Source organism: Ruegeria sp. BE3 (assembly GCF_056538865.1).
The window spans coordinates 38,019-50,794 of sequence record NZ_JBQFTW010000002.1; the positions used below are offsets into that span (position 1 = coordinate 38,019).

Genomic DNA, 12,776 nt, shown 5'->3' on the forward strand with positions numbered 1-12,776 from the left:
AGTGGGCAAATGTAATTGCGTTTTTGTGCGTTTGGGTGCAAATTTAGCAATAAATGGTGAATATAGATGAAATAAACCATCGAATATTGCGCGAGCTTTCTGAGGATGGGCGCATCAGCAATCTGGAGCTGGCTGAGCGTGTCGGCCTGTCCCCGTCGGCGTGCCTGCGACGCGTACAGGAACTGGAACGGACCGGCGTGATCGCTGGTTATCGCGCAGTGCTCAACCCTTCGGCCTTGGGTGTTGGCTTCGTCGCCTATATCGGCGTGGGGTTGGGAGAGCACACAAAAGCCGCTCAGGAAGGGTTTGAAAAAGCGCTTCACCGGGCCCCGGAAGTGGTCGAGTGTCACAATATCACCGGTACGATCGAATACCTGCTGCGGGTGGAGTGCGCCGATCTGCCGACCTACAAAGCCTTCCATACCGAGGTGCTGGGCACATTGCCCCATGTGACCTCAATCACGTCTTATGTGGTTATGGATTCCCCCAAAGACAGGCGCGCCTAGGGGCTATTTTGTGAAGTTTAACCACCTTGCCGGGTCGAATTTCACACCATAGAGTCATCATAAATACGTCGTCGGCAGGGGGATCGGCGCGAATTCAGGGAGATAAAGATGACCTTTCTCAGGACCGGGGCGCTTGCCGCTACCATGGCCGTGTTCGCCGGTGGTTGCTTTGCAGCGCCGTTGAAGCTGAAGCCAGCCAATCCGCAACCGAGCCCGAAGTCTGGGTTAAACGTAAAATATGCGTGGGAGGGAAACCCGCCTCGCAAGATTCAGAATTTTGGCAAAGTTGACCAGTTGCTGAAGAAAGCAAAGCCAGGTCAGCCGCTGCGAGGCCTTGATTACCGGGACACCAACGAGGGCGATCCGGTGCTGACCTTCAATGAAGCCTTCAATGTAGCAGCGGACATTACAGGCTATATCAGGTTTGACGCGGCGGGGGTCTACGAACTTGAAACATGGTCAAATGACGGTGTTGATGCCTGGATCGGTGGTCAGCAAATCGGCTATGTAAACGGGCGCCAGGGGTGTGAGGCCAACCAGCGCACCGAGGTCGAGGTACCGCAGGCAGGTTGGTATCCCGTGAAAATAAAGTATTTTCAGAAATATGGCACCTCGTGCCTGATGATGAAGTGGGGCAAGCAGGGCGAACGCTTTACCTGGACACCCAACGACGTTTTTGGGCGCTGAACCACGATCATAACTCAGATGAGGCGCCCTTTCGGGCGCCGATCTTTTTGTCAGCCTCCGGCTGTGATCAGGTCCGACTGTGCCACGATTACTTCGGCCTGTTTGATCGAGGCAATGTCGACAAGACGGCCTTTGTAAACGGTTGCGCCTTCACCGTTGGCTTTGGCCTGTTCCATGGCCGCAAGGATTTCGCGCGCCTCAGTGACGGCTTCCTCTGAAGGCGTGAACACCTGATTGGCCAACGCAATCTGTTTGGGATGAATGGCCCATTTGCCGACCATACCCAGCGTCGCGGAACGTTTTGCCTGAGCGATATAGCCTTCGTCGTCCGAAAAGTCGCCAAAAGGTCCATCGACCGGAAGCACGCCATGGGTACGGCAGGCGGCGACGATCGCGGCTTGCGCCCAGTGCCAGGGATCGGACCAGTGCTTTTCGCCCTCTCGCAGCATGTAGTAGTTTTCCTGCGTGCCACCGATGCCGGTGGTTTGCATGCCCATCGAAGCGGCGAAATCCGCAGCGCCAAGGCTCATCGCCTGCAGGCGTGGAGAGGATGCGGCGATTTCTTCCACATGCGCCAGACCCGCCGCAGATTCGATGATAACCTCGAATGAGATTGGTTTGGTTCGGCCTTTGGCGTGCTCGATGGCCGTGACCAACGCGTCCACAGCATAGACATCGGCGGCGCAGCCCACCTTTGGGATCATGATTTGATCCAGCCGGTCGCCCGCTTGTTCCAGCACATCCACCACATCGCGGTACCAATAGGGTGTGTCCAGACCGTTGATACGGACGGACATGTACTTAGTGCCCCAGTCCACGCTGTTCAGCGCCTCGATGACATTGGCGCGGGCCGTATCCTTATCTGACGGAGCCACCGAGTCCTCGAGATCGAGATTGATGACATCCGCAGCCGATGCCGCCATCTTGGGGAACAGTTTGGTGTTCGAGCCGGGGCCAAACAGCTGGCAGCGGTTGGGCCGCGCCGGGGCGGGGGGTTGGATGCGGAAACTCATCTGGACCTCGCGTGAGTAATGAAATTGCGTTCTCTCGTTATGATGGGATATTAAATTGCGCAACGGCGCGCAAGCGCGATTGTGCATCTGCGGCAATGCGCGTGCAGCAACGGTCGCGAAGTGTGCTGAAATGAGTGCTTAAAGTTTGATCACTTTAAAAACTTCGAAGAATCTCGCTGAGTTGAGATCATATCTGCAAAATTTTTGCATGAATATCTCTGTTGTAAGGAGAATTCGAGAAACGCTCGCCAAATTGGTTCTCTAATTTGGCTCGGAATCAAAGGAGTGCTGCGCGATGATCGAGACACCATATCTGTTGTTTTTGGGGGATGCGCCCGACCAACTGGCGGCCAAGGTTGCCGTTGGGATCAAGGACTGGCGGCCTGAAAACGCTGTAGGTCAGTACAGGATGGATGGCTGCAAGGCGGATCTTGGTCTCAAAGACATGGATCTGGTTGAAGCGCGCGAAGCGGGGGCCAAGACCCTGGTCATCGGTGTGGCCAACCGGGGCGGGGTGATCAGCCAGGATTGGAAAAAGGTTCTGGTCATGGCGTTGGAAGAAGGTTTCGATCTGGCTTCGGGCCTGCACAATCTTCTGCGCGATGAGCCCGATCTTGTTGCTGTGGCCGAGGCCACCGGGCGCAAGCTGCATGATGTGCGGGTGCCCGAAGTCGACTATCCGATCGCAAATGGCGTCAAACGTACCGGCAAGCGCTGTCTTGCCGTGGGCACCGATTGCTCGGTCGGCAAGATGTATACGGCCATGGCGATGGAAGCCGAGATGCGCAAGCGCGGAATGAAGGCAACCTTCCGCGCGACGGGGCAGACCGGTATTCTGATTACCGGCGATGGTGTGCCTCTGGATGCGGTGGTTGCTGATTTCATGGCGGGTTCGGTAGAATGGCTAACGCCGGACAATGACGAAGATCACTGGGATCTGATCGAGGGGCAGGGATCGTTGTTCCACGTCTCTTATTCGGGTGTGACCATGGCCCTGATCCATGGTGGGCAACCGGACGCGCTGATTCTATCGCACGAACCAACCCGTGAACATATGCGGGGTTTGCCCGGCTACCAACAACCCTCACTGGAGGCGCTGCGTGATACGGCGCTCAACCTCGCGCGTGTTGCCAACCCCGACTGTCAGGTTGTTGGTGTCTCGGTGAATACTCAGCACATGAGCGAAGAAGACGCATCGGCCTATCTTGCGCAGATCGAGGCGGATATGGGCCTGCCTGCAACAGACCCGTTCCGCTTTGGCTCGGGCAAGCTGGTCGACGCACTGGCCGAGATGTGATCTGAAGGACACGCGGGTGGCGGGCAATGTTCGCAACCGTCGCATATTTGGGAAAAGATGAAGGAGCTGGCGCGTGCAGGTTGAAGTCTCTCGCGATGTGTTTCGGCTGGCGCAGGTGTTTACCATTTCGCGTGGCTCACGAACCGAGGCGCAGGTGTTGACCGTTCGGATTACGGACGGGACTTATCAAGGGTGGGGTGAATGCGTGCCTTATGCCCGTTATGACGAGACTTTGGATTCTGTTGAGGCCGAGATTGCCGGTCTGCCCGGTGAGTTTTCGCGGCACGCGCTGATGGAGCTTCTGCCCGCAGGGGCCGCACGCAATGCGGTGGATTGTGCGCTGTGGGATCTTGAGGCCAAGCGCGCGGGCAAACGGGTATGGGATCTGGCCGGATTACCGGTGCCGGGGCCCGAGATAACGGCCTATACTCTGTCGCTGGATACGCCCGAAGCCATGCAGGCGCAGGCCGCGCAGAATGCGCATCGTCCTTTGTTGAAGATCAAGCTTGGAACACCTGATGACATGCCGCGGCTTGAAGCGGTGCGTGCGGGTGCGCCAAAGGCACGGATCATTGTGGACGCCAACGAAGGTTGGTCGGCTGCAGTTTATGCCGATCTTGCGCCGCATCTGGTGCGACTGGGGGTGGCCTTGGTTGAGCAACCTTTGCCAGCCGGAGAAGACGAGGCCCTGATCGGAATGGAACGCCCGGTCCCCGTTTGTGCGGATGAATCCTGCCATGACCGCGCCAGCCTGCCCGCGCTGAAGGGTAAGTACGACGTCGTGAACATCAAGCTGGACAAAACCGGAGGCCTGACCGAAGCGCTTGAATTGCGCAAGGCTGCGCTGGCCGAGGGGTATCGCGTGATGGTCGGGTGCATGGTCGGCAGCTCTCTGGCGATGGCGCCTGCGACCTTGTTGGCGCAGGGTGCGATGGTAACAGACCTTGACGGGCCGCTTCTGTTGGCCGAAGACCGAGCTAACCCGCTGACATTCGATGATGCCGGGGTGCATCCGCCAAAGGCAGCGCTCTGGGGGTGACGGACACCCGGGAAACGGGCGAAGCCCGGAGACGAAGAGGAAATGACATGACCCGCACCGTTTACGTGAATGGCGAATACCTGCCCGAGACCGAGGCCACGGTCTCGATTTTTGACCGGGGCTTTCTGATGGCTGACGCTGTTTACGAAGTGACCAGCGTTCTGGGCGGCAAGCTGATCGATTTCGACGGCCACGCGGTGCGCCTGAAGCGTTCGCTCGACGAACTGGATATGGCAGCGCCCTGCAGCAAAGACGCGCTGCTGGACATCCATCGCAAGCTGGTCGAACTCAATGAGATCGACGAAGGCCTGATCTATCTTCAGGTCACACGCGGCAGCGACGGTGACCGGGATTTCGTCTTCCCCTCGGATGATACCAAACCGACGCTGGTTCTGTTTACGCAGAACAAGCCTGGCTTGGCCAACAGCCCGGCGGCGCAGAAAGGGATCCGTGTCATTTCGATTGACGATATCCGCTGGGGTCGCCGCGACATCAAAACAACCCAGCTGCTCTATCCGTCACTGGGCAAGATGATGGCAAAGAAGGCTGGGGCTGACGATGCCTGGATGATCGAAGACGGCTATGTGACCGAGGGCACCTCGAACAACGCCTACTTCGTCAAAGACGGCAAGATCGTTACGCGCCCGCTGTCGAATGACATTCTGCATGGCATCACCCGTAAAGCGGTTTTGCGCATGGCGGCCGAGGCACAGATGGTGGTCGAAGAGCGTCTGTTCACCATTGATGAGGCGAAACAGGCGGAAGAGGCCTTTGTCACTTCGGCTTCGACATTTGTGATGCCAGTCGTCGAAATTGATGGCGAGACGCTCGGCGAAGGCACGCCAGGTCCCATCGCAAAGCGGTTGCGCGAGATTTATCTGGAAGAGAGTCTGAAAGCCGCTGTTTGAACCGGTTCTGGAAAAGGCCTGCCGCAAGGAATGCGGCAGGCCTTTTTCGTTCGACAGTAGGGCGCGAAGGCGCAGGGCGGGCTTTACGCCGCTGATCGTTAGGGCTCAGCCCTGTTTCCCCACATTCTCTTCAAAGGCGACCTTGAAAGCGGCCTGTTTCTCGGCGCTGGCTTCGGTCTGATAATTGGCCTTCCACTCATCCATGGTCATGCCATAGAAGATCTCGCGCGCCTCATCCTTGCCGATCTCGATGCCCTTTTCATTGGCTGCTTCCTGATACCAGCGCGACAGGCAGTTTCGGCAGAACCCGGCCAGATTCATCAGATCGATGTTCTGCACATCGGTGCGGTCTTCCATCAGATGTTTCTGCAGCCGACGAAAGGCAGCCGCCTGAAGTTCGATTTCGGTTTGCTTGTCCATGTTCTGGCTCCGAAGGTTTGTTTGCTAAGCCTGACCTAGCAATCCGGCGGCCATGTTACAATGAAACGAAAGGCGTATGAGCCCACCGGGACAATAGTTCTGGATATTACGCCAGTTTAAGTGCGATCCACGGCATCAGGCTGAATGTGATCGTCAGGATCTTGAAATTGGCAAGATACCGAAAATAGGCGCGCTTCACGTCGTGCTTTTCCATTTGGAACATTCTACCGTGTATACCGGCAATCCAATCCTGCAAGGCCACAACCATTAGTGTGCTGAACAGCAACACGCCGATGTTAAGGACTGTCATCCAGCCGAAGACGGTGGTCAGGAATTCCTGCGTCATGATCGCCTCCTTTCGTCCAATATATGTGTATCGGCGTCGACGCTCACAATGTCGTGAGCCGTGAAAGCGATCAGAGGCGTCCCTATGTCACAGCCCGCTTTCCGATAGTGCGTCCTGCAGAACAACGGCAAGCCGTTCGGCCCAGTGCCGCTGTCCGTCGTGATCTGCAATCAGGTCGTTGCGCAACTCGATCAGTGCATTGGGGCGGCCAAAAGTGGTGCAGTGCTTGTCGATCGCGTCACCCGTCAGCGTGCCGGTATAGGGCTCGTTGACGCCTACGCACAGATCGCCCTCGGCCTCAAGCCGGTTGATCAACGGGCGTGAGAAGCGTTCATCCGGGGTGTGCAGAACGCCGATATGCCAGGGGCGCGGTTCTCGGCCGCGCAATTGGCGGGTGAAAGAATGCATCGACACGATCACCGCATGCGGCAGGGCTGCCAGTTCAGCCAGTGCGTCGTGATAGGGCCGGTAACACATGTTCAAACGCCGTTCGCGCTCAGCCGCATCGGCGTGACGGTTTCCCGGGATAATCGAGCCGTCATACAGCTTCATCAGCAGGGTCGGGTCGTCTTCGCCTCGGTTTGGGTCAATCACAAGACGCGAGAAGTTGGCTGCAATGACAGGAGCGTTCAGAATCTCCCCCAGATGCTTCGAAACCTCGTAGGCCCCTACATCATAGGCGATATGGCGTTCCATATCTTCACGTGGCAGGCCGAGGTCACCGGCATTGATATCCGGCGGCACCATGTTGGTCGCGTGATCGCAGGTAATCAGCCAGCGCGACGGGCGATCCGCGCCGTGAACGAAAAACGGAGAGTATGTCATGAACCTGTCATCTTGTTTGCCGCAGGTGTAGGACAGTTGCTTCGGAAAGGGAATTGCGCAATAAGCAGCCTGAGAACTGTTTGCGGTAACATTTGGACGTTTGAGGAGAACTTGATCGATGCGACGCCTGAGAAACGTGAAGATCGTGGCGACGCTGGGGCCAGCGTCCAATGACTATGACATGATCCGCGCCCTGCACGAGGCTGGGGCGGATGTGTTCCGACTGAACATGAGCCATGGCAGCCACGATGAGATTCGCGAACGCCACCGCATCATTCGGCAGGTGGAAAAAGACCTGGACAGCCCAATCGCAATTCTGGCCGATCTTCAGGGGCCCAAACTGCGCGTTGGTGTGTTCGCCAATGATGCTGAAGAGTTAGAAGAGGGTGCGACCTTTCGGCTGGATCTGGATCCGGCACCTGGTGATGCCGGTCGTGTCTGTATGCCGCACCCCGAAATTTTTGCCGCGCTGGAGGTTGGCGCGCGGCTGCTGGTCAACGACGGCAAGATTCGCCTGATCGTTCGAGAGTGTGGTCAGAATTTTGCGAATTGTACCGTTGAGGTCGGTGGCACGATCTCGAACCGTAAGGGTGTGAACGTCCCGGACGTGGTGCTGCCCTTGGCAGCGTTGTCGGCCAAGGATCGGGACGACCTGGAATTTGTATGCCAGCTGGGTGTGGACTGGCTGGCGCTAAGTTTTGTGCAACGCGCCAAGGACGTTTTTGAGGCGCGTGCGCTGGCCGATGGCCGTGCGTCGATCCTGTCGAAGATTGAAAAACCAGCTGCGGTCGAGGCGTTTGACGACATTCTTGACGCCTCGGACGGGATCATGGTTGCACGCGGTGACCTGGGGGTCGAACTTCCAGTCTCTGCCGTGCCGCCAATTCAGAAGCGTCTGGTCCGCAGATGCCGCAGTGCCGCCAAGCCGGTGATCGTGGCCACGCAGATGCTGGAGAGCATGATCGAAAGCCCAATGCCCACGCGAGCCGAGGTCTCGGATGTCGCCACCGCGATCTACGAGGGCACGGACGCAATTATGCTCAGCGCGGAATCGGCAGCCGGTTCCTATCCGATCGAGGCCGTTCAGACCATGAACAAGGTGGCGATCGAGGTTGAGGCCGATCCGACCTACACCCAGATTATCGCCGCCTCGCGCACGGCGAAGGGCACGACGGTCGCGGACGGGATCGTTGCCGCCGCACGTGAGATTGCCGAGAAGACCGATATCAAGGCGATTTGCTGTTTCACCCAAAGCGGCACGACCGCCTTGCTGACCGCGCGTGAACGTCCCGGCGTGCCGATCATCGCGATGACCCCGGCCACTGGAACGGCGCGTCGCCTGTGCCTCAGCTGGGGGTGCCACTGTGTCATGACGCCCGAACTGGAGCGCTTCAAAGGTGCCGTGGTCAGCGCTGCTCGTGCCGCGCGCGCCGCGGGATTTGCATCAGAAGTTGATCAGATCGTGGTCACTGCCGGTGTCCCGTTCAACGTGCCCGGCACCACCAATATTCTGCGCATTGCGCCTTGCGATGAGCGGCTGATCTACAATACGGACCCGGGTTGAGCTCGGGTCCGCAGGCTAACTTTCAGTTCGACACTTCCGTGTATGTCAAACTATTAGGCAAAAAATATACTTATTTATCAATAGTATATTTGATTTCGGGTTGTGCTCGGCAATTATCTCTCTGTTTTTCCGTGTTTTTTAGGGATACTCGCCCCTAGGGCAGTCTACTCAAACAAGTTCCAGGTTCCGGCTGCCCTGCCGGGAGCGAGGGTCCCGGCCAAATCAACAATAACGGAGGAACGGCATGACAACGAAAATTGTCATAGGGCTGGACGGGACAGAAACCGGAGAACGCGCGATCACCTTTGCCAAAGATCTGGCAGGGCTCATCGGATCATGCGAGCTTCTGGCGGTTTATGTCATCGAATGGTCTCCTTTCACATTCCAGACACCAGAAGAAAACGCATTGCGCCACAAGCGGCGTGAAGAAGAGGTGGCGTTGGCCACGTCGCGGATCATTGAGCCAGCGGTCGAAGCGCTGAAGGCTGCAGGGTTCGAGGCGCGCGGCATCGTCCGTCACGGAGATGTGGCGGAAACGTTGAACGCAATCACGGTTGAAAACGGCGGTACTCAGATCGTTGTAGGCCGGGCCTCGGCAGATGGATTCAAGAAGCGCCTGTTTGGCAGTTCGACCCAGAACCTTGTCATGCACGCCGACGTTCCCGTCACGGTCGTGAACTGAGGGGAGAGATGATGATGAAAATTCAGAACAAACTGGGTCTGGCCGCGCTTACCGCTCTGGCCGCAGGTCCTGCCGCCGCTCAGGAAGCGGTTGGGTTGGACGACAAGATCAATCAGGCCTTTGCAGATTTCACCGGGCCGTTCGTCAGCTTTATCTTTGCTCCGTTCCCGGGCACCGGGTTCCCGTGGATTGTGGGTTGGCTGGTGATCGCGGCAACCGTGTTCACGCTGTATTTTGCCTTTGTTCAGCTGCGCTTTTTCGGGCATGCGATCAGCCTCGTGAAAGGCGATTATTCTGACCCCAATGATGCGGGTGAGGTTAGTCACTTTCAGGCGCTTGCCACGGCTCTGTCTGGTACGGTCGGTCTCGGGAATATCGCCGGTGTGGCGGTTGCCGTCGGGATTGGTGGTCCGGGTGCGACTTTCTGGATGATCGTCGCGGGTCTGCTGGGCATGGCGTCGAAATTCACCGAATGTACGTTGGGCGTGAAATATCGCAATGAATACGAGGACGGCACCGTTTCCGGTGGTCCGATGTATTACATGTCCAAAGGGTTCGACGAACTGGGCCTGCCGGGCGGTAAGATTCTGGCCATTCTGTTCTCGATCTTCTGTATCCTTGGCGCGCTGGGCGGGGGCAATATGTTCCAGGCCAATCAGGCGCATCAGCAGATTGCGGGTATTGTCGGAGATTATCCGGGCTGGATCACCGGTCTGGTCTTTGCAGGTATCGTCTTTGCCGTGATCGTTGGTGGCCTGAAATCCATCGCACGGGTGACTGAAAAAGTCGTGCCGTTCATGGGTGTCATGTATGTGGCGGCGGCGTTGGTCATCATTATCATGCATGCAGACCAGATCGGTTGGGCCTTCGGCCAGATCTTCGCAGGTGCCTTCACCGGGCTTGGTGTCGCCGGCGGTATGGTCGGCGCGCTGATTCAGGGCTTCCGCCGTGCGGCGTTCTCGAACGAAGCGGGCGTTGGTTCTGCGGCCATCGCACACTCGGCAGTGCGGACGAAGGAACCGATTACCGAAGGCTTTGTGTCTCTGCTGGAGCCGTTCATCGATACGGTTGTGATTTGTACCATGACCGCGCTGGTGATCATCATCACGCAACAGCTGATTATCGATCCGGCAACTGGCAACTACATGCTGAACGAAGCAGGCAACGCGATTGCAACCGTTGACGGCAATACTGGTGTCAGCCTGACATCGGCGGCGTTCGGCAGCGCATTCAGCTGGTTCCCGTTCATTCTGGCGATTGCCGTGGTCCTGTTTGCCTTCTCGACCATGATCAGCTGGTCCTACTACGGCCTGAAGGCCTGGACCTACCTGTTCGGCGAAGGCCACACCAAGGAACTGGTGTTCAAGATCATCTTCTGCATCTTCGTTGTTATCGGTGCGGCGGCCAACCTTGGCCCGGTCATCGACTTCTCGGATGCGGCGATCTTTGCGATGGCGGTTGTGAACGTCTTCGCGCTCTACTTCCTGATGAAAGTGGTGCGGCAGGAGCTGGCCTCTTACGCAGAACGGCTGAAGACCGGAGAAATCCGCAAATTCGGCCACTAAACCATTCCACCGGGGCGGCCCCGCGCGGCCCCGGTGCCTGACCCGATGCGAAAAGCGCAGAATCTGGGCCAAACCCCCTTGCCAGTATGACCGAACTTGCGTAAATGGCGCTTCTGATCGCGTGACCGGCCGAGATGGCATGCCGAGTCGCGTCTGAAACCGAACCCGGAAAAGGAGACGGAAATGCCTAAGATGAAGACCAAGTCGAGCGCCAAGAAGCGCTTTAAGGTGACTGCGACCGGTAAGGTCCTTGCTGGCCAGGCCGGCAAACGGCACGGCATGATCAAGCGGACCAAGAAATTCATCCGCGACGCCCGTGGCAACACCACCCTGTCCGCCCCCGACGCCAAGATCGTCAAGGGCTACATGCCCTACGACCGCTAAGAGGAGATTAGAAGATGTCCCGCGTTAAAGGTGGAACCGTAACTCACGCCCGTCACAAGAAGGTCATCAAGGCCGCCAAAGGTTACTATGGTCGCCGCAAGAGCACCTTCAAGGTTGCCCGTCAGGCCGTCGACAAGGCCAACCAGTATGCAACCCGCGACCGTAAGAACCGCAAGCGCAACTTCCGCGCGCTGTGGATTCAGCGTATCAACGCTGCTGTCCGTTCGCATGACGAGGCTCTGACATATTCCCGCTTCATCAACGGCCTGAACCTGGCCGGTATCGAAGTGGACCGCAAAGTTCTGGCCGACCTTGCCGTGCACGAACCGGAAGCGTTCGGCGCGATCGTGGCCAAAGCTCAGGCAGCTCTGGCCGCCTGATCCTCTGATACAGAGACAGTGAGCAAAGGGGTCGTTCCAAAAGGAACGGCCCTTTTTTGTTTCAGCCCTCTCTTTGTCCGATACCTGAAACGGGGGCGACCATCGAATTCACTCTATGTTTGGGCCTGCCGCGTTCCAAGCGCGAGGAGCTCTTGCCGTAGCTGCTGGATTCCCGGAGCCTTCAGGACTTCTTTCAACTGCCTGCGCCACAGTCTCAGAGATTTCTTTCGCAAGAGGAACAGCCTGCCATTGGACAGTTGGTTCAATCGCTGCATCTCATCCTGTACCGGGCCAACCCAGCGCTGTATAGAGCGATCTTCCTGATCATTAAACGACATTCTTTTCCAGTATTGCATCTGGACCTTTCGATCGGGATGCGAGGCGCTGCCGCGGGCGGATTTCAGCAGAAAGCTTGAAAGATCACGAACCGCATAATGATTGACTTGCGCCACTGCTCGTTTCTGAGGGTCGAGTGCGCGCCAACCCAATTCGCGGAATTGCCCTTGCTGCAAGCCTGATCCGTTGATCCGGCGTGGGGCTTCTATGAGAGGGGTCTTGGCGCGATGAATGCCGGGTCGCTCGAAAGCGCTGGTGCGAAACAGAGTCTTGACCCCACGCCACCGCTCTTTGATCAGATTTTCGTCCTCGGCCATGAAGAAGCGGCTTATCACAAGGTCTGGCGACAATTCGGTTTCGGCGCAGTCACCAAAAAGTCGCCAGTTGATTGCCATTTCGTCGAACGCATCCCCGACCGCATCAAAAAGCGCTGAAAGCGTGCCGTCGCCTGCCTGGATATTGAGAAATTCGTCACCATCCAGGGCCATACACCATTGGCACTCCTGGTATTCAGGCGATAGAGCAGAACGTCTATAAGCACGGTTCTGCCATTGCCGGTTCGGTGCTGCATTTCTGAAGTACTGGATTACGCCCAGCCGATTTAACGTACGCAGGGTCTTCTGCGTCTCGTCAGTGGAATCGTTCTGATACACATGGATATCCGTAAAGCCGATCAAACGATGATAGGCCACCCACTCGAGTATGTTTGGACCTTCATTCTTTACGGTCGTAACCAGAAGTGTTCGGCTCATGGTGGGTATGTGGCGTCCGTAAAAGGGCAGTTGGCCTGTTCTATCCTGATGTCGGTGCTGCACGAAAGGCTT

General features: G+C 57.3%; 15 protein-coding genes. 10 read left to right on the forward strand and 5 right to left on the reverse strand.

The genetic code is table 11. The features are described 5' to 3' along the window. Positions 1-53 precede the first annotated feature (53 nt). Complete coding sequence (locus ACR0AZ_RS07535) at positions 54-506, forward strand: Lrp/AsnC family transcriptional regulator (protein ID WP_480471193.1); 453 nt, start codon at positions 54-56, stop codon at positions 504-506. Positions 507-614: 108 nt separating this feature from the next. Continuing rightward, positions 615-1,193 carry a PA14 domain-containing protein gene (locus tag ACR0AZ_RS07540; protein ID WP_480485055.1) on the forward strand — a complete coding sequence of 193 codons (579 nt, stop codon included), beginning with the start codon at positions 615-617 and terminating at the stop codon, positions 1,191-1,193. Between the two features lie 50 nt (positions 1,194-1,243). Here ACR0AZ_RS07540 and ACR0AZ_RS07545 read toward each other — a convergent pair whose 3' ends face one another. Then, positions 1,244-2,206, reverse strand: coding sequence for an L-malyl-CoA/beta-methylmalyl-CoA lyase (locus ACR0AZ_RS07545; RefSeq protein ID WP_480667158.1), 963 nt, complete (start codon positions 2,204-2,206; stop codon positions 1,244-1,246). 295 nt (positions 2,207-2,501) lie between these two features. Between ACR0AZ_RS07545 and dgcN the strand changes: the two genes are divergently transcribed. The 3 genes from dgcN (at position 2,502) to ACR0AZ_RS07560 (ending at position 5,450) form a co-directional block, all read left to right on the forward strand. Further along, positions 2,502-3,503 carry an N-acetyltransferase DgcN gene (dgcN, locus tag ACR0AZ_RS07550; protein WP_480471190.1) on the forward strand — a complete coding sequence of 334 codons (1,002 nt, stop codon included), beginning with the start codon at positions 2,502-2,504 and terminating at the stop codon, positions 3,501-3,503. Between the two features lie 73 nt (positions 3,504-3,576). After that, a complete protein-coding gene (dgcA, locus tag ACR0AZ_RS07555) occupies positions 3,577-4,542 on the forward strand; it encodes an N-acetyl-D-Glu racemase DgcA (protein WP_480471189.1) in 966 nt (321 codons plus the stop codon). 47 nt (positions 4,543-4,589) lie between these two features. Then, positions 4,590-5,450 carry a D-amino-acid transaminase gene (locus ACR0AZ_RS07560; RefSeq protein ID WP_480471188.1) on the forward strand — a complete coding sequence of 287 codons (861 nt, stop codon included), beginning with the start codon at positions 4,590-4,592 and terminating at the stop codon, positions 5,448-5,450. Positions 5,451-5,555: 105 nt separating this feature from the next. Here ACR0AZ_RS07560 and ACR0AZ_RS07565 read toward each other — a convergent pair whose 3' ends face one another. The 3 genes from ACR0AZ_RS07565 to ACR0AZ_RS07575 form a co-directional block, all read right to left on the reverse strand. Further along, positions 5,556-5,870, reverse strand: coding sequence for a DUF1244 domain-containing protein (locus ACR0AZ_RS07565; protein WP_480471187.1), 315 nt, complete (start codon positions 5,868-5,870; stop codon positions 5,556-5,558). A 106-nt stretch (positions 5,871-5,976) separates the two neighbouring features. Further along, positions 5,977-6,216: a DUF6868 family protein gene (locus ACR0AZ_RS07570; RefSeq protein WP_480471186.1), complete on the reverse strand. Its 240-nt coding sequence runs from the start codon at positions 6,214-6,216 to the stop codon at positions 5,977-5,979. An 87-nt stretch (positions 6,217-6,303) separates the two neighbouring features. Continuing rightward, positions 6,304-7,041, reverse strand: coding sequence for an N-formylglutamate amidohydrolase (locus ACR0AZ_RS07575; RefSeq protein ID WP_480667159.1), 738 nt, complete (start codon positions 7,039-7,041; stop codon positions 6,304-6,306). A gap of 118 nt (positions 7,042-7,159) precedes the next feature. Between ACR0AZ_RS07575 and pyk the strand changes: the two genes are divergently transcribed. The 5 genes from pyk (at position 7,160) to rplT (ending at position 11,616) form a co-directional block, all read left to right on the forward strand. After that, on the forward strand, positions 7,160-8,605 hold the full coding sequence (gene pyk / locus ACR0AZ_RS07580; protein WP_480667160.1) for a pyruvate kinase: 1,446 nt from the start codon (positions 7,160-7,162) through the stop codon (positions 8,603-8,605). Between the two features lie 244 nt (positions 8,606-8,849). Continuing rightward, on the forward strand, positions 8,850-9,287 hold the full coding sequence (locus tag ACR0AZ_RS07585; RefSeq protein WP_480471183.1) for a universal stress protein: 438 nt from the start codon (positions 8,850-8,852) through the stop codon (positions 9,285-9,287). Between the two features lie 14 nt (positions 9,288-9,301). Next, positions 9,302-10,852 carry an alanine/glycine:cation symporter family protein gene (locus tag ACR0AZ_RS07590; RefSeq protein ID WP_480471182.1) on the forward strand — a complete coding sequence of 517 codons (1,551 nt, stop codon included), beginning with the start codon at positions 9,302-9,304 and terminating at the stop codon, positions 10,850-10,852. Between the two features lie 183 nt (positions 10,853-11,035). Further along, complete coding sequence (gene rpmI, locus ACR0AZ_RS07595) at positions 11,036-11,236, forward strand: 50S ribosomal protein L35 (RefSeq protein WP_010443552.1); 201 nt, start codon at positions 11,036-11,038, stop codon at positions 11,234-11,236. Between the two features lie 14 nt (positions 11,237-11,250). Further along, entirely contained in the window at positions 11,251-11,616 is a 366-nt protein-coding gene (rplT, locus tag ACR0AZ_RS07600) for a 50S ribosomal protein L20 (protein WP_008756009.1), read from the forward strand. A 113-nt stretch (positions 11,617-11,729) separates the two neighbouring features. Here the strand turns inward: rplT and ACR0AZ_RS07605 are convergent, their stop codons facing one another. Further along, positions 11,730-12,629, reverse strand: a complete 900-nt coding sequence (locus ACR0AZ_RS07605; protein WP_480485056.1) for a glycosyltransferase family 2 protein — start codon at positions 12,627-12,629, stop codon at positions 11,730-11,732. Positions 12,630-12,776 lie beyond the last annotated feature (147 nt).